Source organism: Leptolyngbya sp. PCC 6406, assembly GCF_000332095.2.
Taxonomy (GTDB): domain Bacteria; phylum Cyanobacteriota; class Cyanobacteriia; order Phormidesmidales; family Phormidesmidaceae; genus PCC-6406.
In genome coordinates this window covers 4,805,883-4,832,412 of the sequence record NZ_KI913949.1, presented here as the reverse complement: position 1 = coordinate 4,832,412, position 26,530 = coordinate 4,805,883, and the positions used below count along the sequence as shown (strand labels likewise).

The 26,530-nt window shown below is 56.1% G+C and carries 21 protein-coding genes and 1 tRNA gene; 10 read left to right on the top strand and 12 right to left on the bottom strand.

The genetic code is table 11. From position 1 onward, the window contains the following. Window positions 1–287 precede the first annotated feature (287 nt). A complete protein-coding gene (locus tag LEP6406_RS29200; RefSeq protein WP_155834743.1) occupies window positions 288–2,477 on the bottom strand; it encodes a chromosome segregation ATPase in 2,190 nt (729 codons plus the stop codon). A 359-nt stretch (window positions 2,478–2,836) separates the two neighbouring features. Here LEP6406_RS29200 and LEP6406_RS0221595 point away from each other — a divergent pair, with 359 nt between their 5' ends. Next, window positions 2,837–5,650 (top strand): UPF0182 family membrane protein, encoded by a 2,814-nt coding sequence (locus LEP6406_RS0221595; RefSeq protein ID WP_008318441.1) that lies wholly within the window; start codon window positions 2,837–2,839, stop codon window positions 5,648–5,650. Between the two features lie 569 nt (window positions 5,651–6,219). Here the strand turns inward: LEP6406_RS0221595 and LEP6406_RS0221590 are convergent. Beyond that, on the bottom strand, window positions 6,220–7,449 hold the full coding sequence (locus LEP6406_RS0221590; protein ID WP_071992265.1) for a DUF58 domain-containing protein: 1,230 nt from the start codon (window positions 7,447–7,449) through the stop codon (window positions 6,220–6,222). A gap of 57 nt (window positions 7,450–7,506) precedes the next feature. Between LEP6406_RS0221590 and LEP6406_RS0221585 the strand changes: the two genes are divergently transcribed. Next, a complete protein-coding gene (locus LEP6406_RS0221585) occupies window positions 7,507–8,583 on the top strand; it encodes a hypothetical protein (RefSeq protein ID WP_008308880.1) in 1,077 nt (358 codons plus the stop codon). 9 nt (window positions 8,584–8,592) lie between these two features. Here LEP6406_RS0221585 and LEP6406_RS0221580 read toward each other — a convergent pair whose 3' ends face one another. The 3 genes from LEP6406_RS0221580 to LEP6406_RS0221565 all read right to left on the bottom strand — a co-directional run bounded on the left by LEP6406_RS0221580 (window position 8,593) and on the right by LEP6406_RS0221565 (window position 13,153). Beyond that, on the bottom strand, window positions 8,593–11,442 hold the full coding sequence (locus LEP6406_RS0221580; protein WP_008308883.1) for a CHAT domain-containing protein: 2,850 nt from the start codon (window positions 11,440–11,442) through the stop codon (window positions 8,593–8,595). A 159-nt stretch (window positions 11,443–11,601) separates the two neighbouring features. Continuing rightward, entirely contained in the window at window positions 11,602–12,045 is a 444-nt protein-coding gene (locus LEP6406_RS0221570; protein WP_008308887.1) for a response regulator, read from the bottom strand. 343 nt (window positions 12,046–12,388) lie between these two features. Then, window positions 12,389–13,153: an amino acid ABC transporter ATP-binding protein gene (locus LEP6406_RS0221565; protein ID WP_008308889.1), complete on the bottom strand. Its 765-nt coding sequence runs from the start codon at window positions 13,151–13,153 to the stop codon at window positions 12,389–12,391. 92 nt (window positions 13,154–13,245) lie between these two features. On the opposite strand from LEP6406_RS0221565, the gene LEP6406_RS0221560 reads away from it, so the two are divergent. Continuing rightward, complete coding sequence (locus LEP6406_RS0221560; protein ID WP_008308890.1) at window positions 13,246–14,058, top strand: basic amino acid ABC transporter substrate-binding protein; 813 nt, start codon at window positions 13,246–13,248, stop codon at window positions 14,056–14,058. A 172-nt stretch (window positions 14,059–14,230) separates the two neighbouring features. On the opposite strand, the gene LEP6406_RS0221555 is transcribed toward LEP6406_RS0221560, so the two are convergent. After that, a complete protein-coding gene (locus tag LEP6406_RS0221555) occupies window positions 14,231–14,446 on the bottom strand; it encodes a hypothetical protein (protein WP_008308891.1) in 216 nt (71 codons plus the stop codon). Window positions 14,447–14,499: 53 nt separating this feature from the next. After that, window positions 14,500–15,606, bottom strand: a complete 1,107-nt coding sequence (locus LEP6406_RS0221550) for a RuBisCO accumulation factor 1 (protein ID WP_008308893.1) — start codon at window positions 15,604–15,606, stop codon at window positions 14,500–14,502. Window positions 15,607–15,731: 125 nt separating this feature from the next. On the opposite strand from LEP6406_RS0221550, the gene LEP6406_RS0221545 reads away from it, so the two are divergent. Then, window positions 15,732–15,804 (top strand) — tRNA-Ala (locus LEP6406_RS0221545). Between the two features lie 99 nt (window positions 15,805–15,903). Here the strand turns inward: LEP6406_RS0221545 and LEP6406_RS0221540 are convergent. Together LEP6406_RS0221540 and LEP6406_RS0221535 are read right to left on the bottom strand one after the other, a co-directional pair. After that, entirely contained in the window at window positions 15,904–16,485 is a 582-nt protein-coding gene (locus LEP6406_RS0221540) for a Uma2 family endonuclease (protein WP_008308895.1), read from the bottom strand. A gap of 60 nt (window positions 16,486–16,545) precedes the next feature. Further along, a complete protein-coding gene (locus tag LEP6406_RS0221535; protein ID WP_008308897.1) occupies window positions 16,546–17,331 on the bottom strand; it encodes a TIGR01458 family HAD-type hydrolase in 786 nt (261 codons plus the stop codon). A gap of 596 nt (window positions 17,332–17,927) precedes the next feature. Here LEP6406_RS0221535 and LEP6406_RS0221530 point away from each other — a divergent pair. From LEP6406_RS0221530 to LEP6406_RS0221510, 5 genes are all read left to right on the top strand, one after another. Further along, a complete protein-coding gene (locus tag LEP6406_RS0221530; protein WP_008316724.1) occupies window positions 17,928–18,725 on the top strand; it encodes an aminotransferase class IV in 798 nt (265 codons plus the stop codon). A gap of 199 nt (window positions 18,726–18,924) precedes the next feature. Continuing rightward, window positions 18,925–20,766, top strand: coding sequence for an ATP-dependent zinc metalloprotease FtsH3 (gene ftsH3, locus LEP6406_RS0221525; protein WP_008316727.1), 1,842 nt, complete (start codon window positions 18,925–18,927; stop codon window positions 20,764–20,766). A gap of 478 nt (window positions 20,767–21,244) precedes the next feature. Further along, on the top strand, window positions 21,245–21,685 hold the full coding sequence (locus tag LEP6406_RS0221520; RefSeq protein WP_008316729.1) for an Hsp20/alpha crystallin family protein: 441 nt from the start codon (window positions 21,245–21,247) through the stop codon (window positions 21,683–21,685). 316 nt (window positions 21,686–22,001) lie between these two features. Then, window positions 22,002–22,655, top strand: coding sequence for a hypothetical protein (locus LEP6406_RS0221515; RefSeq protein WP_008316731.1), 654 nt, complete (start codon window positions 22,002–22,004; stop codon window positions 22,653–22,655). A gap of 114 nt (window positions 22,656–22,769) precedes the next feature. Then, window positions 22,770–23,876 carry a hypothetical protein gene (locus tag LEP6406_RS0221510; RefSeq protein WP_008316732.1) on the top strand — a complete coding sequence of 369 codons (1,107 nt, stop codon included), beginning with the start codon at window positions 22,770–22,772 and terminating at the stop codon, window positions 23,874–23,876. Window positions 23,877–23,936: 60 nt separating this feature from the next. Here LEP6406_RS0221510 and LEP6406_RS33095 read toward each other — a convergent pair whose 3' ends face one another. Continuing rightward, window positions 23,937–24,101: a PDDEXK family nuclease gene (locus LEP6406_RS33095; protein ID WP_155834742.1), complete on the bottom strand. Its 165-nt coding sequence runs from the start codon at window positions 24,099–24,101 to the stop codon at window positions 23,937–23,939. 53 nt (window positions 24,102–24,154) lie between these two features. Then, window positions 24,155–24,487, bottom strand: coding sequence for an HNH endonuclease (locus LEP6406_RS35720; RefSeq protein WP_081748122.1), 333 nt, complete (start codon window positions 24,485–24,487; stop codon window positions 24,155–24,157). Between the two features lie 81 nt (window positions 24,488–24,568). On the opposite strand from LEP6406_RS35720, the gene LEP6406_RS0221495 reads away from it, so the two are divergent. Next, the gene (locus LEP6406_RS0221495; protein ID WP_027269333.1) at window positions 24,569–25,768 is read left to right on the top strand and encodes an IS4 family transposase; all 1,200 of its coding nucleotides are present in this window, start codon (window positions 24,569–24,571) and stop codon (window positions 25,766–25,768) included. On the opposite strand, the gene LEP6406_RS29195 is transcribed toward LEP6406_RS0221495, so the two are convergent. Next, the gene (locus LEP6406_RS29195; protein WP_081748121.1) at window positions 25,742–26,341 is read right to left on the bottom strand and encodes a reverse transcriptase N-terminal domain-containing protein; all 600 of its coding nucleotides are present in this window, start codon (window positions 26,339–26,341) and stop codon (window positions 25,742–25,744) included. The two genes, LEP6406_RS0221495 and LEP6406_RS29195, sit on opposite strands and share 27 nt — an antisense overlap. Between the last annotated feature and the right edge of the window lie 189 nt (window positions 26,342–26,530).

Here is a 26,530-nt window from a genome sequence, read left to right as displayed (position 1 = left end):
GGTTATGTCTTAAAACAAGCTGAAAAGCCTGCTAAGTCGTTGTCTCCATACAGACATCCAGTTCCCTGAGCAGAGTCGTTGGCTTTGCCGCCCCGGAGGGGCTAGGGAACGGCCAGAACCCGGTGATGTGGCTGGCTTTCTCCCTTCGGGAGACGCTGCGCGAACGACTCCGCTTAGCCAGCAGTCAATGGGCTCAGTTCTCTGTAACCTTCCAAGTTGTGACAGTCCTTTTCATCCTGCTACGCACGGGCAAAGCCTTACATCCTTCTGCCTTCTGCCTTCCCGCCCTAGGGGTTTGACAAGGCGGTCCATTCTTGGATTTTGAGCTGAGCAGAGGCATAGGCTTCGGTGCGGGCAGGCACCTGCCGCGCGATTTGAATCGCCTGGGGCAGATCGCGATTCGCCTCACTTTCTGCACTACGGAGAATATCCCAACTCCACTGGTTGATGACGCCTTGGGCCTCACTCCAGCGACTGCTACCTTCGGGAACCTCCCGAGCGATATTAATAGCTTGCACCAAAGCAGCGATGGTGCCGCCTTGGGCGCTTTGGTAAGCCCGCTGGAGTTGGTCGCCGCCACTGACTTCCCCGCGCCAGGTTCTGACTAGGCTTTGGGCATCACTATGGAGGGCTTGGCCCTGGGGAATTTGGGAGGCTACGGCGATCGCTTGGGAGAAATTCCCCGCAGCGGCGAGTTGACGGGCCTGGGCCAAGATTGGTGCATGGTCGAGGCGTTGTATTTCCCAGCGCCAGTCTGCAATCAGATCCTGGGCTTCACTGTAGAGGCTGCTCCCGCGTGGAATCACCTGGGCTGTTTCGATGGCGGCGCTGAGGGCGGCGCGATCCCCTGCCCCAGCAAGAGCCTTGGCCTGGGATAGGTAGGGGCCGTCTTCGATGCGAGAAATTTCCCGCTGCCAGCGGTCGATTTGCTGCTGGGCGTCTTGCCAACGGGGATTGTCTCGCCCGATCCGGCGGGCTTCGATGATGGCGGCCCGCAGATCTGCCACGGTGCCGGGTTCTGCCACCCGTCGAGACCAGTCCAGGAGGGCCAACCCCTCTACCTGTTGCTGCCATTCACCAATCAGGGCTTGGGCGCGGCTGTAGAGAGGACGATCGCGACTAATACTCTGGAGCCGCAGAATGGCGGTCTCATAGCCCATGGTGGAGTTGTCCCAGGTGAGTTCGTAGGCTTCCGCTAGGGTTTTGAAATCGGCAACTTCCCCGGCCAGTCCGGCTTTAGGGGGAATCTTGCCCAGAATGTCCAAAGCACTGGCACTGTCAGCTCGTGCTAGGGCATTCTCTGCCAGATCCAGCAGTTTGCGGCTGATTTCCTTCATCAAGGTTTGAGCTTCCCCATGGAGGGGGCTCGTATCCTGAATCTGACCAATTAGCTCTAGAGCCTCTAAGATTGCCGTTACGCTTCCCCGTTCTGCTAGGCGACGGGCTTGACCCAGAAGATTTATATCCCGCCGTGCCGCCGTAATCAGGTTCAGCAGTTCCTCATATTTGGTGGTTTGCCAATAGTCATTCCCCACATTACGAAGTTGGATTGCCTCGCCGAAGGCTTCGCGGAACTTACCTTCCTGGAGATAGGTTTCAGCATTGGCAAAAATAGTGCTTGCTTTTTGCCAAATGTCTTCCCAGGTTGCAATGCGGTCCACGACTAGGGCCGCAGCGGCGGTGTGTCCGGGGATGCGGCGGGCAATGGCGATGGCTTCTTGCAGGTCTCCTTCATGGAAGGTACGGTCGGCAATAGTCAAAATCTGTTCGGCCCAGCGCTCGACTCGTTCGTCAATGTCGCTACGGAGGGGATGATCCTGGGGCAGTCTTTCCACCAGGGAAATAGCTGCTAGGAGACTTTCTACGGAGCCTTGATCAGCGTAGGCGTCTGCACATTGCAGGCGGGTTGAGGCGGAGGCCAAGGGCCAGAAGATGGCGCGGCAGTTGGGCAGGTTAGGAATGCGAAACAGACTCACGGCGGAGGCTGTCGCTACCCCCCCAAATAAGGCTAAGGCGACTAAGGCCCATAGGGTCCAATTGCTGGCAAGACGAATCCAGAGGGAGGGGCGGAGGTCGGTAGCGGGGGTGTCTAGCTGAGATCTCAGGGAGGCGACCTCGGTCTGGGCACGGGAAGCAGAACGCCGCTGACGGGTTGGTTTTTGTGGGGTAGGGTCTCTGGGTTCAGATGGCTTGGACGCGGGCTGTCTGGATCGGGGCTGCTTGGGCGCAGGATAGATCGAGCGCGCCTCCGCTTTGGGGGCGGGCGGGGGCATGGTGGCTCCGGGGCTGGAGTTGACCCACTGCGATGGCCCCTTTGGGCCGGTCTCTGACCATCGTGGATTTGGGGGTTGCAGATTCGGGCGGGGCTGCTGTCCCCGTCGCGGTGGCGGCATCTTGGCACTGCCCGCAGCGGTCACTGGGGGCGAGGGCGGGTTAACGGGTCGCTGCCCGTAGGGCCATGGACGGGGATTATTCATATATCCCTAATAAACGTACCTAAATGGAATTGGGCCAACCCTTTAGGGGGTTCTTGACCCCTAAACCGGGGACTGGACACCAGATATAGATGCATCCCTGGTATTTCAGCGTGACCTAGATGTCCTGAAAGTATACTGAGCCCTTTGGGAAACGCAATGGTGCGAATGTAAAAAACTAGGGGTTCACTCCATATCTCGCTGCCAGCAGCGCTAGGGTAGACAGAGCTTGAATGGGGCTCATGTAGCTTTATACCAAGTCCAGCTCGAAATCTGGAGTTTCCCCACCGGGAAAGCTCCATTTCTGGACTTGGGCAAGGTTGAGATCTAGTCTTGTCGGTTTTTTCTGTCGGTTTTTTACTGTGAAACGTTCTTCCTCCAGTGCTTCCTACAAAAGTAGTCGTCGGCCTCCCCTCATTCTATTTCCGGCGATCGCTGTGGTGTTGGTCCTCGTGTTGTCGGGAGCGGTGATCCACCTGCTGACGGAATCCTGGTGGTTTGCTGCGGTGGACTATGCCGATGTCTTTTGGCGGCGGATTCGCTGGCAGGGGTTGATCTGGCTGGCTACCCTGGTCCTGGCGGCGGGCTTTTTGTTAGCCAACTACGGTCTGGCAGCAGCCCTAACTCGGGATTCTCCCTGGCGGCTGGGGAAGAATGCTCCCCCGATTCCCCGGTTGGCGGTTTTGCCCAGCTATGGCGCGATCGCACTTAGTCTCGTGGTGGCCTTTGGCATCGCTCTTCAGGGAGCTGCTGCCTGGGACAGCATCCTCCAGTTTTTGAACCTCACCCCCTTTGACCAGAGGGATCCCCTCTTTCAGCAAGACCTCTCCTTCTACTTTTTTCAACTGCCGATTTATCAGGGGCTGCAACTGGGGTTACTGCAACTGGTGCTGTGGGCCTTGGCAATTGCGATCGCAGTTTATGCCCTAAAGGGGGAAATTCGACCAGAGCGGGGCTGGAAATATTTCCTCACTGGGGCTGCCAAGACCCACCTGTGTCTGCTGCTGGCGGGACTGGCCGTGCTCATCGCCGTAGGGTTCTACCTAGAGCGGTACGAACTTCTGTTCTCCCCCTCAGGGATCATCTTTGGGGCCGGATTTACCGATGTTAATGCTCGCCTGCAAGCCTACTGGATGATGGCCTTTGTCACCCTAGCGGTGGCAGCGCTGTTCATCGTTTCCCTTGGACGCAGCGGCTTTTTGCTGCCCAGCGTCGGCATTGTGTTGTATGTAGCCGTGTTAGTGCTGGTCAGCGGTTTCTATCCCTGGTTTCAGCAACGATTCCAAGTCGCTCCCAATGAATTGGTCAGGGAACAGCCCTACATTGAGCACAACATTGCCTACACCCGCGACGCCTATGGTTTAGCGACGGTGGAGAGTAATGACTTTCCCGCCGAGGCCAGTCTGACCCAGGCTGACCTCACCGCCAATAGTCCCACGGTAGACAACATTCGCCTCTGGGACTACCGCCCCATCCTCAGCACCTACCGCCAACTCCAGGAAATTCGCCTCTACTACCGATTCCAGGATGTAGACGTGGATCGCTACACCCTGGACGGCAACTACCGTCAGGTGATGGTGGCCGCTCGGGAAATGGACTACAGCCAAGCTGCCCCCGAGGCCCAAACCTGGGTCAATCAGCGGCTCAAATTTACCCATGGCTACGGCATCGTCATGAGTCCGGTGAACCAGGCGACGACGGATGGTCTGCCGGAACTCATGATCAGAAACATTCCCCCCGTGATTGATATCGATCTGGCTTTGGAGGAACCCCGGATCTACTACGGTGAGGCGACCCGAAACTACATCTTCACGGGCACCGACACCGACGAATTTGACTATCCCCTAGGAAACGACAATGCCGTTAATCGCTACGAGGGCAGCGGCGGTGTGCCCATAGGCTCCCTGGGGCGACGGCTAGCCTATGCCTTTGAACTGGGGGATTTCAATGCACTGATTTCCAACTATTTCATCCCGGATTCCCGTGTTCACTATCATCGGCAAATTGTAGAGCGGGCACGGCAGGTCGCCCCGTTCCTCACCTACGACAGCGATCCCTACATTGCTGTGGTGGAGGGACGCTTGAAGTGGGTGCTGGATGCCTACACCACCAGCGATCGCTATCCCTATTCCCAGCCCCTCATTCGCAGCAGCGACGTAAATGACATCCTGGGGAATCCCGTCCTAGCCCAGATCGCCCGTCGGGGCACCAACTACATCCGCGATGCCGCCAAGGTCGTGATTGACGCCTACGATGGCAGCCTTACCTTCTATGCCCTAGATGGGACCGATCCGATCCTGTCCACCTACCGCAAGATTTTCCCCAACCTGTTTCAGGATATGACGACGGTGCCCTCCGCCCTGCAAGAACACTTTCGCTATCCCCAGGATCTCTTCACCCTCCAGGCCCACATGTACCGGACCTACCACATGGCCAACCCCGAGGTGTTTTACAACCGAGAGGATGTGTGGCGCTTCCCCATGCAGATTTACGAAGGCGCGTCGGTGATGATGGAGCCCTACCACACCATCATGCGGCTCCCGGACACCAGCCCCGAGGAGTTCATCCAGATCATGCCCTTTACCCCTGTGAACCGCGACAACATGGTGGCATGGCTGGCGGGGCGCTCCGATGGCGATAGCTACGGCACGCTGTTGGAATACCAGTTTCCTAAAGAGCGGTTGATCTACGGCCCCAGCCAAATCGAAGCCCGCATTAACCAAACCCCTGAGATTTCTCAGCAGCTTACCCTCTGGAGTCAAGAGGGATCACGGGTGATCCGGGGAGATATGTTGGTGATTCCCATTGAGCGATCGCTGCTCTATGTGGAGCCGGTGTATCTGCGGGCGGAGCAGGGGGAACTGCCGGAACTGCGGCGGGTGATTGTGGCCTATAGCGATCGCATTGTCATGGCGGAGACGCTGGATGCCGCGCTTGTTGAAATCTTTGGGGCGGCTGATCCCGATGCGGCACCGGAGGCGGAAGCTACCCTTGACCCCGATCAGGTGGCCGTTCCCCAGGCACCGGCAACCCCAGAGGTGGCAGCCCAGATCCAAGCGGCCCTGGATGCCTACACCGCTGGACAGACTGCCCTCCAAGCGGGGGACTGGGATGGCTATGGTCAAGCCCAACGCGATCTGGAGCGCATCTTGACCCAATTGAATGACGAGATCTAGTGAATGACGAGATCTAGGCCAGTCCAGTTGCGATGGGGGATGGTTTGAGGTGCCGCCCATTGAGAGCCTATCCGGAAACACCCTCCAAGCCTTGATTCTTCATCGGCAAAACCGAGTATGGCAATCCCATTTGATGTCTGAAGACCTTCGTAGCGTGGGTGAAGCGAAGCGTAACCCACGGAGCAAGAGGCTTACTCAAACCTGAGTTCGACAAGGAGTAGAGGGCTAAAAAACGTCAATTCGGTATCAGCGCTGTCACCCCGCCGGGAATTCAAAATTCCCGGCTAACAGGCTTATAGCGGTTCCCTAATGTATGAGGTACACCTCAACTTAATGACACTTTGGCGAACAAGGGGCTTAAGCCCCTTGCCTGTACTTCACCCGAGTGAGAACCGCTATAAGTCCATTTTTGATGGACTGGGAGTTGGGCTGGGGATAGGGGGGCGAGTCCGTTTTAACGGACTTCTGCTGTGAGCCAGGGCAATTTATTCCCTGGCGGATGGGTAGCGAAGCTTAAGTCGAACTCAGGCTTACTCAAGGCTCATGCAGGATCGCTATTGGATGGATTCTTAGTGCCCTAGAACAGTGGGCATTGATTGAAGTTGGTCTGCTAGGGGACGGTTCCCACCTATAGGCAGCAGTACCCCCTGGCTAGCGGACAGGGTGGGGGACCAAGCCACCCAAGCGCTGCCCTTAGGCAACCCTGGGGCATAGGTTGGGCTCAGCCAGAGGAGGGGCGAGCGGGGTAGACGGAGCGGAGGCTGGCCCCTGCGATTGTCCCTTGGGGCTGGTCTCTGACCATTGTGGCTAGCCCCTGCATTACTGGGCATCACTGCCGCCAATGCCGACAGCACTCCGTGTTTATCTTGCAAAATTCCCGTGGGGGCCATCCACAGCGCCACCGTTAGGCGATGCTCCAGCCCGTAGACATAGAGAGTAGCGGCAGCACTCACCGCTGCCTCAAAGTCCTCCGGTTGCCAAGTGGCTTGGACATCCAGGGCCAGCAAGACTTGATTGTCTGCCGTCAGTTGCTCCAGTTCTCGTACCCGCAGTTCTCCATAGCGGGCACTGGTGCGCCAATGGATCAGCCGGGTAGGGTCGCCCCAGCGGTAGGGGTGCAAGGCACGGGTCAGCCCCTCGGTAGCCTGGTCCGCAAGGCGTGATTGTTGCCACCTTAGCCCCGTAGATAGACTCATATCTTCCAAAATTGGGCAGTGGCGCAGGGGCCATACCTGGGGATATACCGTCACTTGGGCTGGAGCCACCACCGAGCGCCGACACCAAAACAACCCCACCGGGGCCGCTGTTCGCAGACTCACCTCTGGCCACTGATAGATGCCGCGCTGGGTAGCCTTGACCTCATAGCGCCAGGGGTGACTGTGGTGGGGACCAAGAGCCGCAATCGCAGTGGACTGCAACGGCCCTAGCCCCTTCGGTAGGGGATCCTCTATCTGGAGCAGGGCACGGGGCTGGGAACTGGGATTCGTAAGGGTCAGGCTCAGGGGCAAAACCTCTCCTACGCTAATGGGGCGTAGGGGAGCCCGAGTGACCCGTAGCCCCCGTAACGCTCGGGGGGGCAAAAGGGCTGAAACCAGGAGCAAGGCCAGCAAGATACCGCTGATCACATACAACCAACCCGCCATCGTATTGGTCGCAGCCCCAAAGAAAATAATTGTTAGCCCCAGCAGCAAGCCACCGCTATAGGCCGGGACGACCCAGTGGATTTCGAGCCAGTCGTGGAGGGATTGGAGGCGAAGCATAGGAGGACGGAAGCCAGAGAGAGCCCGTTTAGTCAGCATAGCTCGACACCCGTGGGATAATAGCTTGCCCATGACCCACCACCCCGCTAGGAGCCTATGACTGCCCGTCTTACCCCGGATGCTGTGCCTGAGATGCTGGAATCCCCGGCAGACCTGAACTTTCAACTGCCGGATCCTGAAGATGATCAGATCTCTGAGGGGGAGTTTCGGCAGCGGATCGAGACCGCATGGCAGGTGTGCGATCGCTTTGATCTGCAAACGGATATTTGGCGGGGCCGAATTTTGCGGGCGGTGCGCGATCGCGAAAAACGGGGCGGAGATGGCCGGGGTACAGGCTTTCTGAACTGGCTAAAGGATCAGGAAATTACCAAAAGCCAAGCCTATTCCCTAATTGAGCTGGCGGACAGTGCCGACACCCTGCTACAGGAGGGCCTGCTAGAACCTGAGGACGTAAACCAGTTCAGTAAACGAGCCTTTGTGGAAACCGCCCAGGCATCCCCCGAAGTGCAGCAACTGGTCAGCGATGCCGCCCGCCGGGGGGATCACATTACCCGCCGCGAGGTGCGCCAAGTCTCCGACGAATGGACCGCCATGTCCTCGGATCTCCTGCCTACGGAGGTGAAGGAAAAAGCCGCCAACAACACCATTCCCACCCGCTACCTAGCACCCTTGGTTCGGGAAATGGAAAAGCTCCCGCCCATTCACCAAAACACCCTCAAAACCGAAGTTACGCTCAATCCCGATCTCGACACCCTCAAACAGGTCACCGCAGAAGCTCGCTATCTGGCGAAATATCTGGAAGCCGCCGTCCAAGTTCAGGCCCTAAACCACGAGGGGCTGGACTTGGAAAATGCCCTAGAGGAAGCCCTACGGGTCGGCTGTCTCAACGCCACCGCCGATATGGTGAACCAAGCCGCCCAACTGGAGCAAACCGTTGCCAAGCTCTACAACACCTGGAACCGTCTCACCAAACTCTCAGAACGGGTCTTCGTAGATAGCGGAGCCAGTACTCCCCATCTGCGGGAGCTGTTGGCCCGCCTTGATCCCCTCACTAGCACCACCCTAACGGTGCAAATCGGCGATGCCGACAGCCCCCTTGCCCACACTGTCCGCCTCAAAATTCTGCCCGCCATTGATGGCGTTATTGATGGCGTTGCTGCCGGTATCCCATAGGTTATGGGTCTACAACCAGTTGCCCACCATCACAAAGGGAGCCCAGAAATAGGGGTGGCGGCGGTAGCGGGGATCGTCAAGGATGGCTCTCTGGGCGGCCTGGAGGGCTTGGGCCTTCGTGACTCGTTGGGTGGTTAGGGTTTCGTAAAACCGCGTCATCAATTGGGATGTGGCCACATCATCCACCTGCCAGAGGCTGGCGAGGGTGCTGCGGGCTCCGGCCCGAACCGCAATACCGGCCAGACCTAGGGCAGCCCGATCGTCCCCAGCGGCGGTTTCACAGGCACTCAAGACCAGCAGTTCTACGGCGGCGGCACGATTGGTGGCGGTGGCTTCTAGGGATCCCGTCAAATCATCAATGGTGATGGTGGTGCCCCCGGAAGCCACGATAAAGGTTTCGTTTTGGTTGGAGCTGAACTGGCCATGGGTAGCAAGATGGACGATGGGGGCGCGGGTGTTGGCTAGGGCCTGTCGGAAACTGGCAGGGGTGAACTCCTCGTTCATCAGGATCTGAGTCGCAGGGAGGAGGGCCTGAATTTGGTCCAGTTCCGCCGCCACATTGGGGAGGGCGGAAAATCGAACCTGGCGAGAGGTGTTGGGGATATTGACATTGACCGGCTCTGACAGACCAAAGGCGAGGGTCGATAGATTGGTTTCTAACAGGGGCTGGGGAGCCAAGAGTTGCAGGCCGGGGGTGAGTGCGATCGCGTATTTTTCAATCAAGAACTTCTCCCCGTCAAACAGGGCTGCCATGGGCACATTGCGCAGTCCCCCATCCAACACAAACACCAGGGTATCAATGCCCCTGGTGGCAAGATCCGCCTCTAGGGGACGAATCACCCAGTCGTAAACCTGCTGGGCAGAGGTGCGGTAGCCCAGGCTAATGCGGTTCGTCAGCGCCCGCCGCAGTTCCCTTAGGGTAGTGTCCATTTCCGTGGCGCTGATGCGGGTGGGGTAGAGTTCGAGCAGTTCCTCGTTCTCCCTGAGTTGCTTCTCTGTGGACTGGGTGTCCCTCGCCTTGGCCGCTAAGGTGCTTTGGCCGGGATAGCTGACGATGGTAGCAAGACGATCACTGAGGATGATGGGGTAAATGACGGCGGCAGATTGGGCCTGGGCAATTTGATCGATTTGCACCTCTTGTAGATCTAGGCAGGCCGCCCGGAGATAATTGTTCAATTCCTCCTGCTGGAGGGATTCAATCACCATGCGGGCCGCCCCCAAGGGGTTCGCCGTACCGTTGGCCTTACGGTCTGCCTTGTTGCCCCCCTGCTCATAGGACTCGATTAGCAGACTCACCAGCTTGCGGTGGATCGGCTCCACACTCTTTTGGAAGGAAAATTGCAGATCGGGGTTGACGGCGAGCAAATCTGTCCGCAGCCGTTTCAGGGTGTTGACCGCTGACTGATAAGCCGCGATCGCACCGGGCAAATTACCTTGGGCCTCCTGAATTTGCCCCAATTGCTCATGCCAACGGTAGGTGATATCCGTAGCATTCACAGCGGCGGCGATCACCAGGGCTTGTTCCGTCAACTGGTGAGCCTGTTGCCACTGAGATTGTTTCAGGGCTACGGTGCCCCGCAGGCCCGTCACGTAGGCATTGGTACGGCGATCGCCCAGGTTTTGGGCCTGGAGTTGGGTCGCCGACAGCAGAGATTCGATCTCTCCCCAACTTGGGGCAGCGCACCCTGGGCTCCCACAACCCGCTTGGAGTTGAATCAGGCTGTTGGCAAAATTGATCCGCCCTTGGAGAGCATCGCGGCTTAAGGGTTGTTCGGTGACCTCGGTCCAGAGGCGCTGGCTGAGGGCATTGGCGGCGTTGTACTGCTGGGCCTCCACCAGCAAACTGAGTTCATTCAGGTGGGCTCGCAGGCGATTGGAGCCAGGACTGGCCGCTGCCGCCTGACGGTAATAGTCGAGGGCGGCGTCTGGATCTTGCGGCGATCGAGCCGCATTGCCCAAACTGATGTAGAGGGCGGTCAATACCTCGGGCAAATGGGCCTGATCAGCGGTAGAAAAAGTACTGGATCTAGCCTCCAATCGCTTTAGCACCACCAAACTTTCTTCCAGAACGGTTCTTGCCTGGGCGGTACTGTCCGCCACCAGCAGGGCTCCCCCTAGACTGTTTAACCCCTCGGCCTTGACTAGGGAATCGGGCTGCGATCGCAACCAAGTTTCCAGGGGCAAAAGAATGTCTCGAATGGCACGGCGGTAAAAGCCTTGATGTTGAAGAGCTTGGGCCTGATTAATACGACTCCGCACCTGGCGAATGGTATCGCCCTGGGCCTCGTAGAGAACCGTTGCCGTTTCAAACGCAGCCAAGGCCGCAACTTCATTTCCTTGGGCCAAGTACAGTTGACCCTGAATAGTCCAGGTCTGGGCCAACACCACCGGACGACGGGCATCGTTGCCCTCCCGGAGGAGAGAAATTGCCCGTTCCACGGCTCCCTGGGCCTGGGACCATTGGCCCAACTGTCCCCGCACCAAGGCCAAATTACTAAGGGCCACCGCTGTCCGCAGAGAATCTCCATTAGCCTCATAGGCCCGCAGCGTCTCTTCCAAAAGGGTGGCAGACTCCGTCAGTTGCCCCGATTCGTAAAGCTCATAGCTGGTCTGCAAGGGTGAAGCTTGAGCCAGTACAGCATCCCCTGGCCAAGAACTGATTAGGGAACTGGTCGAGGAACGGGTCACTGGAGACGTTGGTTCCCCTGGCCAAGACTGGGCCGGGACCAAGGCCAACAGCCAGGTTGTCCCTATTGTCGCCAAGACTAATGCGCCCCAGCGCCCCCATCGTCGCCCGCCGCGCCACAGGTTTTGCCAACGACGCAAACCAAGTCGGGGGAAGGAAAAGGGGATGCCCATGGCAACCTCGGGGTATTAGCTAAGAAACTCTAGGCTAGCATTATCATCCCGTAGACTCCCAGTACCCCCCTGCACTTCAAAATTTCCCCCTGGAATCGTTCCTTGCGCCAGATCGGGATTCTTCACTTCGCTCCCCATTCAAAACTCCATCCCTAGCGCCTACCGCAAAAGAAACGGAGGTGGACAGTTAAGCATGAGCCAGTAGCGCCCCAGTTGGTGCAGTGCTCTCAAGAACTGGTCATAGTCAATGGGCTTGCGAATATAACTGTTGCAGCCCAGTTCGTAGCTCTGGAAGCGATCTTGCTCCTCATCGGAGGTTGTCAAGATCACCACCGGAATCACTCGACCGATGGGGCTCTGGCGTAGCCGTTGCAGTACTTCCAGCCCCCCCATGCGGGGCATATTCAGATCCAGTAATATCAGCTCAGGGTAGAGCGGCTCAGCCCCCGTCTCTGAAGGGATCAGCAGTTGCAATGCCTCCACCCCATCCCGCGCTATCGTTACCGATCGTTCAGGAATTCCCACCTGCTCAAAGGCGATCATGGTCAACTCAATGTCGTCCGGGCTATCTTCCACCAACAACAGTCTGCGAAGCTGGGTCATGGCGTTAGGCGCAAATGGATCTCATCCGAACCCCGATAGATCATCCCTAAACAACAGCACTAAATCGCAATCTTTAGGATTAGTATCGCGTAGGACTCAAGGGTGCGACTATAGCTAGGATTTTGTCACGCCAGCGTCGCTTGGCTGAACTTGTCAAGGACAAAACCCTGCAAAAATTTCACTGGAATGTTCTAGTGTCCACCATCAGCCTCTTAGAGGCCCAGTGTAATTTCCTGGAGGTTGGACAACAAATCGCATCAGGGTACGAGCAATACGGAGCAATACACTGTATACAAAATACAGCTTCATACCCTCACCCCCATGCTCTGTGATGTTATTGCGGTCAAGCTACCCCGGCCAACTGCATTCGGCTCAGAAAGGCCCGTAGGCGATCGCTTTGGGGATTGGTAATTACGTCGTAGGCGCGACCCGCTTCTTCAATTACACCCTGGTTGAGAAAAATGACTCGATCCGCCACATCACGGGCAAATTGCATCTCGTGGGTGACGATAGCCATGGTCATGCCATCCTCCGCCAGTTGCTTCATGACCCCCAGCACCTCACCCACTAGCTCTGGGTCTAGGGCACTGGTGGGCTCGTCAAAGAGCATGATATCCGGCTGCATACACAGGGCTCGGGCAATGGCCACCCGCTGCTTTTGTCCTCCCGAGAGCTGATCGGGATAGGTCTCTGCCTTGGCCGACAGTCCTACCTTCTCCAGGTACAAATGGGCGCGATCTCGGCTTTCGGTGTTGTCTCGCCCCAGCACCTTGCGAGGAGCCAACATCAGATTTTCCAACACCGTCATGTGGGGAAATAGGTTGAACTGCTGAAATACCATGCCCACCTGAGCCCGCAGCCGTTGCAACTGCTTCCGGGATAAATCTGGATGGGACAGATCCATGCCGTTGACCCGTAGTACACCATTATTGATACTTTCTAGGCGGTTGAAACAGCGCAGTAGGGTACTTTTGCCACAGCCGGAGGAGCCAATGATGGCCACTACCTCCCCGACTTCCACTTGGCCGGTTAATCCCCGCAACACCTCCAAGTCTCCGTAGCGCTTGTGCAGATCCTGAAAATAAATCGCGGATAGAGCGTCTGACATAAAACAAGACTTGTAGTGAAAGCTGCACCGTGCAGTAGAAACACAGAGTATCATCACTGGCATAACTCTAATCGTGCTTCTCTAGACAATTTATGACCATTCGCAGATCTGCCTTTCTACGCAACCTGGCCCTAGGTCTAGGGGCTTCCGTACTCTTTGCAGCCTGTGGAGGCGGTGCTCCCACAGCCGACGGTGGAGGGGAAGCTGCTGGCGACATCCTCAAGGTGGCCACTGAGCCCGCTTTCCCCCCCTTTGAGTTTCAGGCGGATGGCGGAGAACTGGACGGCTTTGATATCGATTTGATGAAGGCCATTGGTGCAGAAGCTGGGGTGGAAATCCAATTTGAATCGCTGCCCTTCGATGGCATTATTCCAGCTCTCCAGGCGGGGACGGTGGATGCGGCCATTAGTGGTATGACGATCACCCAAGAACGGCTGAATACGGTGGATTTCTCCCGTCCTTACATCAAGGCGGGGTTGGCGATCGCGGTCAAGGCAGAAGACACTGCAACTACGTCCCTGGCAGACCTAGAGGGCAAACGCATTGCTGTCCAGATCGGCACCACGGGTGCAGATCAAGCGGCGGAGATTCCTGGAGCCGTTATCAGTACGTTTGACTCTGCACCTCTGGCATTACAGGAACTGGCCAATGGCAATGTGGATGCGGTAATCAATGACGCCCCCGTAACCCTAGATGCGATCGCATCCGGCAATATAAACGGCCTTAAGGTGGTGGGGGAACTGCTGACGGAGGAATTCTACGGTATTGCCCTACCCAAGGGCTCCCCCAATGTGGAGGTGATTAATACTGCCTTCGCCGCCCTGATCGAAAACGGCACCTATACTGAAATTTATCAAAAGTGGTTTGGCACCGAGCCCCCGGAACTCCCGGAATCAGCGTTTTAAACCGTCCCAGAAAGAGCCAGTCCTGATCAAACTGGCCAAAGCTATATAGCGGTTCTCACTCGGGTTCAGTACAGACAGGGGGCTTAAGCCCCTTGTTCGCCGATTGTTCGCCGAAGGGCGATTAAGTTGAGGTGTACCTAATCCACTAGGAAACGGCCATGGATGCGCTTTATCAGGGCGTATCTGGCTGGGTTCCATCAGCGTCTTGCCCCTCTGGTATTGGGGAGAGTTGCTCCACCAGCCCCATTTCAAAGGCAATGTCCGGTAGATCTCTGGCGATGTATTGTCCCGGCTCAAACACTCGCCCCGGAGTCAGGCATAGTTGCCGCAATTCCACCACCTCGGTTTCCAAGAAGATGCTGCGGGCAAGGCGACGCTGAATAGCCATAGTGATGTTTTCCTTAGCATTACTGCTTTTAGAGCCCTATTCTTCAAACTGCCCTATTCTTCAAACTGGTATATCTCACGGGTGTAGTTTTCATCCAGGATGTGTTTGGGGCGTAGCACGAGCACCAGTCGTCCCAGGATTTTAACCGTTGGCTCGGTGTCAAACCATTGGAGGGTGACGGTGGTGCCATCGGTGCTGAGGAAATAGCTCATATCATCCCAAGCCCGCTGTCCCCGGTCTACCACCAGCAACACCTGCTCCTTGCTGTCGGGGTTCGTCACGTTGGGGATCTGATGGGGCTGGGCCAAGATGCCGATGGGATCTTCGGCCTGTAAAATCACCTGCCAACCGGGAATCGGAGCCCAAGCCCCGGTGCCACTAAATTTAACGATGCCGAAGGGCTCTTCTGGGACCGTTACGGGAACCGCCTGAAATTCCTCTGGGGAGAGGGGCAGGGCTCCCGCCACTGGAATCAGGTAGGGGAGTTCCCCATCGCTTTCTAGTCGATATACGGGCAGGGTTGGGGCGGGGCGAGCTTTGACAACGGAGAAATCCGTCAGCAGCTTCTCGATCTGTTGGCGAGCTGTGGGGCTGGCGGCAAATCGGAGACCCTGGGCAATCAGGCGCGATCGCGCTTGGAGCTCAGACTGTTGGCGGGCTAGCTTCCAGTAGTGGTAGGCTACCGCATCACCCGTAGCCTCGGTAAAGTGGCTGGGGAGCTGCTTGCGGTATCCGTACTCCTTTAACGCCTTGACCACGTCCTTCATGGCTTCAGTATCGAGGTCATTGTCAAGGGCAAACACGGCGGCACGGGCACGATCCTCCTGGGACAACACTCGGATTTCGTAGAGCAGATCGCTGCCTCGCTCGGTAAAGTGCGATCGCACCGCTTCGGACACCTCCGCCTTCATCACCGAGTCATAAACCTGGGCTGCGACAATGAGCTGATTTTGGTGAATGGGCTCAAATCCGGTGTCTTCAAAGATGTTTTGAGGACTACGGCCTGCTTTTTGTAGGGCTTGGCAGGCCCGCCCCCAGGATACCCAGGTGCCCTTTTTGCGTCGCAGTTGGAGGGTTAGAGCCTCCAACTGCTCGTCCACTGGAGCGACATCCACTGGAGCAACATCTGGATCACTGTTGGAGGATTGGGGAGACACCATAAAGTCTGAATGTTGAACGGCTATGGCTCGACTCTAGCGCGTTTCCCCAAGGCAAAAACAGAAACTTCTGCAAAGGGCTTGACGCTGTCCCTCCCTAGGCGTGAAGATTAAGAGCGCGATTGTGCGGGGCTATAGCTCAGTTGGTAGAGCACCTCAATGGCATTGAGGGGGTCAGCGGTTCGAATCCGCTTAGCTCCATTGAATTTCAGACTGCAAGAGTTAGGTGTCGTTCCCAGGCGCTTTGCCCGCACATTTCAGGTTTGGGGCGCGGTCAGTACGCCCTATCGGTAATGCCCACTATTCAGTTCCCTGTGCTCTGAATGCTCGCAGAGCCTGAGCACGGCTTTCGATGGCCACACATGCTGCCAGGGCCGCTAGGTTCACACCAGGAACAAACTGACTTGTCTCAATCTGGCGATAGTTGCGTTCCCCAAGCTGATAGAGGGTGATTTGCTGATTTTGCCAGAACCAAACCTCTGCAATCCCCAGGGCTGCATACCGTTTCAGCTTAGTTTGTCCTTCACCCTTGATGACCACCTCGATAGACAGATCAGGCTGTTCTTTGCGCTCTGTGCCAAAGCAGTAGGACTTGTCGCCTTGGGCACTAACGATGCCCTCTTGCTCGACGGTCATATCTTCTGTGGCAATGAAGTCAATGGCTTGTTCTAGCATCCAAAGTTCTAGTAGAAAGCCCAGATTGCCCGCAATGATGCCGTGCTCTGGTGATACGGACAAAAGTTCCACCTCTCCTCTGTAGAAGGCTACCCGCACCCCAGGGGAGTCAGCAAAGGCCCGTTGCAGCGCCTTGAACTGATCCCACGTCAGGCCGGAATGGGTGAAGCTTTGGGGACTGGCAATCGCGATAGCTGGGTTAGTCATTTGGACTGCTCTCCATGAATTAATGTGTAGAAGTCGCCAGTCCAAGGCGTCAACAGCACATCACGATCCTAGCCAAGTCGCGATCGCACTAATCGACTCCAGTTCCAGATCCGGCTGAATGCCCAGCAGATCGACAAAATGGGGCCGATATTTCCCCGTTTTGACCAGCACCCCCTTCAGCCCTGCGCCCTGGGCTCCCGCCACATCAGCCTCAATGTCATCCCCCACCATTGCCACCTGTTCCGGGGGTAGCCCTAACTCCGCCAGTGCCATCTTGAAAAAGAAGGGGTTGGGCTTGCCCACCACCAGCGCATCTGCATCCGTGGCGTACTCTAGCCCCACCACAAAGGCCCCGATGTCCAGTTGCAGCCCCGCTTCCCACTGCCAAAATTTCCCCTTGTGGAGAGCAATCACCTGGGCTCCCTGCATCACCAAGCGAAAGGCCCGATTCAGCACCCGATAGTTCCACTCGTCCCCCATGTCCCCGATTACCACCACATCAGCCTGGGTATCAGAGATAGGGAACTCAGCGAAATCCTGCTGCGCATTTTCTGAAAGTAGAGGATAAATCTTGGGCTGGCCCATCTGTCGCAGATGCAGCACAGCGGCATAGGGGGCACTGATGATTTCCACAGGATCGATAGGCAGTCCCATCGACTTCAACCCTTGGCTTAGGGACTGGATCGACTCGGTGGTGTTATTGGTGACAAAACGGTAGGGCAGACCACTCTCTTGCAGAGCTTCCACCGTCGCAACAGCTCCCGGCAACGCCCTATTGGCCACATAAAACACCCCATTTAGGTCCAGCAATAGTCCCTTGATGTCTCCAAGCCCATCCATTACCATCGGAAATCCTCAACCGTTTCGGTTTGTTTACTATCTTCCCTGGAGCGTAGCGATTATTGTCCCTGCCAGTGGCTTAGATTTTACCGTTGCCGCGATCGCAGTCATTACATTATCAATAGATAAAGCCCAGATTCCATGCTCACCCCCCCACCCGTGACCCACCCCGCCCTTCGGGCACCCCTCCCAAGAGGGGATGTTAGGAGGAGGTTCCTTGAGCACAGCCAAGGCAAGGGATTGCCCCTGCGGGAATAACTCCAATCCCCCTGCAAGGGCGAGCGCCGCTCGCCCCTACCCACCCCAATACCGGTCACCCGGCAACAGGCAGGGCGGGTTTTGAGACTCCCATTCTGGATATCCCAGCCAATACGAGCCAAACCCGCCCCTACGGCGACATTCTGCATTGGGTGCGGAAACCGCGCCCCTACCGGGAAATTCAATTCAAAACGAAAGGACTGGATTCTCCGGCACGGGGCAGGGCGGGTTTTGCCAGCCCATTCCTGAATCACCCACCCAATCCCGACTAAACCCGCCCCTACGAGACATTCCATTCAAAACTCAAAACTCCCAATACCCGCACCCCCTCACCCCCCCACCCCTTGCTCTGGTACCACGGCGCTCCCCACCCCACCCATCTGCCCCTCCTGCCCACGGATCCGGCGCTACTCTACGGCGCGACAGTATTTACTACCCTGCGAGTTTATGAGAACAATTTGGATCATCCCTTCACGGCATGGCAGCCCCACTGCGATCGCGTGAGTCAATCCCTCCAAACCTTTCATTGGCATAGGCCGAATTGGGGTCAAGTCCGGTCGGGGGCAGAAATCCTAGCCTCCCAGTATGCCGTTCTCAGAATTACCCTTTTTCCCGATGGGCGTGAGCTCATTACTGGACGATCGCTGCCAGAGGATTTAGCAAGCCGTCAGCGGCAGGGGGTCATCGCCTGGGTCGCAGACCCGGACTACAGTCGGCCCCTGCCGGGGCACAAGACCGGCAACTACCTGGGCTGCTGGCTGGCACTCCAGGCGGCGCAGCAGCAGGGAGCCCAGGAAGCGATTCTCACCAGCGCCGACGGACATTGGTTGGAAACCAGTACGGGCTCCCTCTGGGGGTGGGCCGAGGGACAGTGGTGGACACCGCCCCTGACGGCAGGGATCTTGCCCGGTGTGGCGCGATCACAAATTTTGACCGGGTTAGCCCAGCAGGGTCAAGACGCCAGAGTCGTTGATTGGACTGCGGCAGTGCGATCGCACTTCACCCACCTGGCCTACAGCAATAGCGTGGTAGAAGTCGTCCCCATCCGACAGATTCTGCGGACCGCCACACCCTTGAACTACAATCCAGATCACGCCCCAATTCAGGCCCTGAGGCAAGCTTTACACAGGCAATCTGCCTGAATCCTGAAAATCAGTTAACATAATTTAATAATTGATGTCGATAACTGATCGAGACAGTCCTACAAGGCACACACCCTAGGACAAAACCGATAAACCGATACGCAACTTTTAGTCTGGTCTTTAAGGGCCATCGGAAGGCTTGCCCCGGCAACCCTTCCCCCACAACCTAGCCCTGATTACTGTTTGGAGGCATAGCCCCGTGAATAAGCGGTGGAGAAACGCAGGATTGTACGCATTGCTCGTAGTGGCGGTGATCGCCATTGCCACAGCAATCTTAGACAACTCGGGTCAGGAAACCCAAAGCTGGCGCTACAGCCGCTTCCTGAATGCCGTTGAAAGCAACACTATTGAACGGGTCAGCATCAGTGCCGATCGGGCGCGCGCCCGCTTCACCGCTCCAGATGGCAGCGGCCAAGTCACCGTCAACCTACCCAATGACCCCGAACTCATTGGGCTTCTAGAGCAAAACAACGTTGACATCGTAGTCTTCCCCCAAGGAGATGATGGAGCCTTGGTGCGGCTGTTCAGCACCTTCTTGATTCCCATCCTGCTGCTGGTAGTGCTGTTCTTTGTTCTCCGGCGGGCACAGAATGGCCCTGGCAGCCAAGCCATGAACTTTGGAAAGTCCAAGGCAAGAGTGCAGATGGAGCCCCAAACCCAAGTTACCTTTGGGGATGTAGCAGGCATTGAGCAAGCCAAGCTAGAACTAACGGAAGTCGTTGACTTCCTGAAAAACGCCGACCGCTTCACCGCCATCGGGGCCAAAATTCCCAAAGGGGTATTGCTTGTAGGGCCTCCGGGAACCGGTAAAACCCTCTTAGCCCGTGCCGTCGCTGGGGAAGCGGGAGTCCCGTTCTTCTCCATCTCTGGTTCTGAGTTTGTGGAAATGTTCGTTGGCGTCGGCGCGTCCCGCGTTCGAGACCTGTTTGAACAAGCCAAGAGCAATGCCCCCTGCATCGTCTTTATCGACGAGATTGACGCTGTGGGTCGTCAGCGGGGTGCCGGACTCGGTGGCGGCAACGACGAACGGGAACAGACCCTAAACCAGCTTCTCACCGAGATGGATGGTTTTGAGGGCAATACTGGCATCATCATTATCGCCGCCACCAACCGCCCCGATGTCCTCGACTCTGCCCTCCTACGCCCAGGTCGTTTTGACCGTCAGGTCGTGGTAGATCGCCCAGACTTTGCTGGTCGGCTGGAAATCCTCCAAGTCCACGCTCGGGGCAAAACTTTCTCCAAAGATGTGGACCTAGATCGTATTGCCCGCCGGACTCCCGGTTTTACCGGGGCAGACCTGTCGAACCTACTCAACGAGTCAGCAATCCTAGCGGCCCGTCGTAACCTCACCGAAATCTCTATGGATGAAGTGAACGACGCCATCGATCGCGTCCTCGCCGGTCCAGAGAAGAAGGATCGGGTTATGAGTGAAAAGCGCAAGGAACTGGTGGCCTACCATGAAGCGGGTCATGCCCTCGTCGGTGCCCTTATGCCTGACTACGACCCAGTGCAAAAAATCAGCATCATCCCTCGGGGACGGGCAGGCGGCTTGACTTGGTTTACCCCCAGTGAAGAGCGCATGGAATCGGGGCTCTACTCTCGCTCCTATCTGCAAAACCAGATGGCCGTAGCCCTAGGGGGCCGTATTGCCGAAGAAATCATCTACGGTAATGAGGAAGTCACCACCGGGGCCTCTAACGACCTGCAACAGGTCGCACGAGTAGCGCGGCAAATGGTCACCCGGTTTGGCATGAGCGAACGTCTAGGGCCAGTTACCTTGGGTCGCCAACAGGGCAACATGTTCCTGGGCCGTGATATCAATTCCGAGCGAGACTTTTCTGAGGAAACCGCCTCCACCATCGACTCCGAGGTGAGCCAACTTGTCGAACAAGCCTACATTCGGGCAAAGTCGGTATTGGTGGAAAACCGTTCTATCCTCGATAGTCTTGCCGCCATGCTGATGGAGAAGGAAACCGTGGATGCAGAGGAGCTACAGGAATTGTTGGCAAACAACCCTGTGAAGATGGCTCCCATTGTCTAGTTCTATACCAAGTCCAGCTCGAAGTCTGGAGTTTCCCCACCGGGAAAACTCCACTTCTGGACTTGGACAAGGTTTAGTATAGTCCAGCGGCCATAGGCCCAGGATTAGGGTTATACCAGGGCTGAGTTGATATCGGAAGCATAAAACCGGGATGCCTGTTACGGGTGTCCCGGTTTTGACGTTTAGTTTTGGCCTTTTATAATCGGGTTTTCAGCCTGGGTACGGCTATGGGTACTTTTGATATCCAAGAAACCGGCCTACCAGCATCGGTAACAGATGATAAGGTAGACCTGTCAGGAAATAGAGTCTTCCTAAGAGTGTTGCAGCTACATCTCTGTATTGAATCTCAGCAGAAACTAAAATGTGAATTGGCCAGAAATGGGCCTTTGATTCAATGCTGAAGATGTTTTGAGGCTGAAATACTCCAACAGGCAATTCAACCTATTTCCCCTCATTAAGAAATAGGAGGTTAGACATTATGGCACTGGTACGTTGGGAACCTTTACGGGAAATTGACACTCTTCAGCGGCAAATGAATCGATTATTTGACGAGATTCTGCCAACCTCCCGCGATGGCGATCGCGCCTTTTCAATGATGCCTCGGGTAGAAATGGATGATACCCAAGAGGCTATTCATCTGAAGCTAGAGATACCGGGGATTGATCCCAATGACTTGGACATTCAGGTGTCAGCGGAGGCAGTTTCCATTGCGGGTGAACGCAAAACCGATACCAAAACTGAGGAAAAGGGCGTGACTCGAACGGAGTTTTGCTATGGCAAATTCCAGCGGGTCATTCCGCTCTCGTCACGGGTTCAGAATGATCAGGTCGAAGCGGATTATAAGGATGGCATCTTGCGGCTAACCTTGCCTAAGGCTGAGTCTGAAAAAGCCAAGGTTGTTAAGGTCAATCTGAGTTAGGCTGCTATTCTCAGTCAACCTTCTTGCTTCCTGCTGGTGGTAGGTACCGCCAGCAGGAAGGTTTTTCCGTTAGGGTAAATACCTCGATAATGAGGACAACTTACAGATAATTCTCATGGTTATAGCAGTCGCCAGTCCAATTCGGTCAAGACTGCCAGCCGCTTTGCTGGGGCACAACGCATTAGAGCGGTACCCGCATCTGATGCAAATTGGCCAAAGCTATAACTATAGACAGATGCTTAACCGGAGCGGCGATCGCGCAGAGTGTTCGCTAGAATGCAGCCATTGCCCACCTTAATTGCTGTTTGTCATCACCATGGCTGTCCAACAGGTTCAGTACGAGACGCTGCTCTCCACCTGTAGTGAGTACAGCGGGGCCTTAGCCTTGTTGAAACAATACCGTCCGTATTTGGAAGCGATTCCCAGTATGCGACGGCCCAAGGAAAGTATTGTCACGATTCCCCTACCTAATATTCGGGTACGACAGTCGATTCAAGGTGTTGCCATTGAGGCAGGCACCCTCTCCGCTGGGGAAGCCGTAGCTTTGCCCTGCGATGTCGTGCTGCTGATGTGTGACCCGGAGTGGAAGATAAAAACTGGGGTGGAATTATTTATTCTGATCCATCGTCCCCAGGAGGACTTTTCAGATCTGTTGATGCGGTGGCGACGGACGCAAATTCTGCTGGATCGCGGCTATGAATGGATGCTACCCGCCCGCCATGAACATCTCCTCAGCGATGGTGCCGATGTGGTCAGACCCCTCTTTGTTGTTTTTCCTGAGAGCCCCGATCGCATTCTTAAGGGACTACAGGGGGCGGGGCTACCGACGGTGATTTATGAGCCCGAGAGTGATGGTGCGGCATCCATACCTTTACCCCCTGACAGTGAAGAACTGCGGGAGGAGGATAGCGATGATCTGGATTTCTCGGATCTAGAGGATTTAGGTTTGTCGGATAGCCAGAGCGACTAGTAGAGAAAGGCAGAAGTAAGAAGGCAGAAGGATGAAAAGAAATTCTTTGTCTCACAAGGGCTCCTGCTCCACTAAATATGTGAGTTATTTCTGCCGTCCAGTACGAGTCTAGCAATGCCGCGCCCTGTTCTCTACGTTGCGATTACCAACCACGGTTTTGGCCATGCCACTCGGGCGGCCTCTGTGGCGGCTACGGTGCAGACGCTCTGCCCGGAGATCGATATTATTCTGGCGACAACGGCTCCTGACTGGCTCCTGGAGTCTTACATGGCGGGGCCGTACAAACTGCGATCGCGGGCCTTTGACGTGGGGGTAATCCAAGCCGATAGCCTCACCATGGACAAGTCCGCCACCTTGACGGCTCTCCAAACCCTCCAGACCAAGGCGACGGACCTAGTGGTCGCAGAGGCGGAATTCCTAAACTCGGCGGGGGTGGGGCTGGTGCTAGGGGATATCCCTCCCTTGGCAGTCCCCCTAGCCCATCGGGCCGGAGTGCCCTGCTGGATGATGAGCAATTTCGGCTGGGACTTTATCTATCAACCCTGGGGGGACGAGTTTGCCGCCGTAGTCGATTGGATTCAGGGACACTTTAGCCAGTGCGATCACCTTTTTCGCCTCCCTTTCCATGAGTCCATGGCAGCCTTTCCCCACGTCACCGATGTCGGGTTGACCGGGGGCAGTCCTCGGTATGGAGAAGACCATCTGCGATCGCGGTGGGACATCACCGCCCCGGTGGAAAAGACAGTCTTGCTCACCTTTGGCGGATTGGGCTTGGCCCAAATTCCCTACGCCGGGTTAAGCACCTTTCCCGACTGGCAGTTCATCACCTTTGATCTCCAGGCTCCCCCCCTGGCCAATGTGCGACAGATCCAAAATGTCCCCCTGGGGTCGGACCTTGACCCTCGCAGCTACCGTCCCGTAGACCTCATGCCCCTCTGTGGACGGGTGGTGTCAAAACCGGGCTTCAGCACCTTTTCCGAAGCCTGCCGCCTGGGTATTCCCTTAGTGACCATCACCCGCGACGACTTTGCCGAAAGCCCCCTGCTGATCTCCGGCATCCAGGCCCACCATCCCCACCAAGTCCTCTGTGCCGAGACATTTTTTGCCGGAGACTGGTCCTTCCTCCAAGCCACCCCCACCCCACCCCAAAGTGAGATACCCCTGGATCGGGAGGGAAATTCTGCGATCGCCCAGGCCATTATTGAATTTCTATTGACCTAATAATTTTGGGTTTTCCGATTGAAGGAAGGAATCTGGCTTTGATTGTCCACAGCCCCTAGTTCAGTGAAATATTTGTGCCACGGGATAGGCAAAACCAGGCAGCAGGGGACTGACTAGTACATCTGAGGCAAATAGGGTCGTTACCAGCCTCAATTGCATCTGCTCTCGGCGATAGACCTCCAACTGTCCTTTTTGCCAATGTTGTTGGGTAGGAGAGAAAGACATCGCTGCCCCTCTCCCCCCTAAGAACCGGACTTGATAGTTTCCTCTCATCCGGCTCAAGCCCTCTGTGAGCCAACAGGTGTTTTGGCCTGACCATGTACCTGCCGATGACAGGCCTGATGGAGCAATTGTAGGTTCTCGTCCTGACTCAAACCACCCGCCTGGACAGGAGAGCGGTGATGAGCATGGACTTCCTCGCCATTGACGAGCCCTTCACCACAGACAGGGCACCGCCATTGCTGACTTTGGGCCAGTCGATAATACGTGGAGCCTCGACTCCAGTATCGCTTGCCATGCCGCTGTTGACGGTGTTGCCAGTAGTCGTGCAGGTCAGGGTCATCCGGAGAGGCGGTGCCTTTGACTTTGACCTTAACGGGTGACAAGGGCACTCAACGTCATACGGTACAGGGTTTTGAGATAATGGAGGGGACAAAAAAAAGGGAGCCTCAGTACAGCTCCCCCAACCAAATATGTTCCCTACATTCTACCAAACTACCCTTCTCACCCATCTCAATGAAAAACAGTACTTGACCTTCCAGTTACTGTTGTTATTGCTACAAGCGCATCGCCAAGTCAAACTCTCCGTCTTAGCCAGCGTCTTTCCTCAGCCCATTCAGTATCAAAGTCGCAAACGGAACTTACAACGCTTTTTAGCCTTACCCAAACTCACGCTCAAGGTGCTGTGGTTTCCACTGCTCAAATATTGGATCCGCCAAGTGGAAACGGGACGGGGCTTGAACCGTGACCAACGCCGTCGTCTGAGAACGCTCAAACACCATAAACACGGCTATTGGATTCTGGCAATGGACCGCACGGAATGGAAAGGGCGAAATATATTCATGGTCAGCGTGGTGTGGGGGACTCATGCTTTACCCGTCTATTGGGAGCGTTTAGGGCGGGCGGGTACGAGTGACCTGAAAACGCAACGGCGACTGCTGAAAGCGGCCCTGTCCTTGTTTAAGTCCTACCCGGTTCTACTGCTGGGTGACCGGGAGTTCCATAGCCCTAAACTGGCGGAATGGTTGGATCAGCGCGGGGTGTCCTTTGCACTCCGACAGAAAAAGGACTTCCATTTCAAGACCGATACCGATACCGACTATCAAGTCCTCAAAAACGTTGGCTTCAAACCGGGCCAGTCTCGATTTTATGAGGGAGTTTTGTGCAACAAAGGCGATGGTATTGGCCCGTTTAATTTAGCGGTGTATTGGAAGCGCTCCTATCGCCAGAAGGGGCCGAAGGAACCGTGGTATATCCTGACTAATCTGCCCACCTTGAAGCAAGCGTTAGCGGTCTATCGATGTCGCTGGGGCATTGAACAGCTCTTCAAAGACTTTAAGACTGGGGGCTATAACTTGGAGGATACCAAGGTCAATGACACCCGATTCTTAGCCTTAGTTTTACTGATCGCTCTGGCTTACAGTTTGGCGACTCTCCACGGCCAGTGGATGCAGGAGGCCAAGCTAGCTCAGTATGCCGGACGTCTCCAAGAGCACCAAGATAAGGCTCCACGGCACAGTGACTTTAGCTTCAGTCTCTATGGGCAACGATGGCTCTATGCCATGGATTTATGGGCCGATTGGGCGCTCAAGCTGGTGGCCCTTAAACCCCATAAACACCGCTATTTTCAGCGAGGTTTTCACGCTCTATCCCTTATCCAGCAAGCTCTCTAGGGGGGTTGTCACCCTGTAAGGAATCCAACTGTCATGGCCTTGGTTGAGGCGAATCCACGTTTGGTCGATAGCGTCCTGGGCACTGCGTCCGGGCCGAAACCCATAGCTATGTGCCTCAAAGCGAGCTTCCCAACTGGGTTCCAGGGCATTCTTGACCAGGCTTTGGGCCACTCGGTCAAGGACGCAAGGGATCCCCAGGGGACGCTGTTTACCCTTAGCCTTGGGAATATATATCCGTCGGGCTGGACGCACCTGACCGGGCGCATAGGCCGACATCTGATGGACCAGGTGCACCCGCTGGGCGGGTGTTAGGGCGGTATAACCATCAATGCCCGCCGTCTTGCGTCCGGCATTCAGTTGGGTGACTCGTCGCACCGACCACAACAGGTTGGCATGACTCCGTAGCATCAGTTTCATCAGGCTTCTCACCCGATTCCACTGCTGCTGTTGGCTCGCCCGGTAAATTCGCCGTCTCAGGTTCCGCAACCGCTTGTTGACCGACTTCCAGACGATGCTGTGCCAGTCCACTTGCGCTGTCGTAGTTCCGATGTCGTTGCCGACTCTATCTTTCACTCACGATTAGGTTCCTTTACAGTGGTTTATCGGTGAAGACCCACTGGAAGTCTGCGACCTTTCAGTCCGGGGCAAAGCTTGAACCCCTATCTGCGGCATTACCCACAGCCTTCGCTTTCTCCAGTTTCCTTTACCCGCTAGGGAGTTCTGCCGCCTTTACAGACTGGCTTACTGAGGCTATCGACCTGG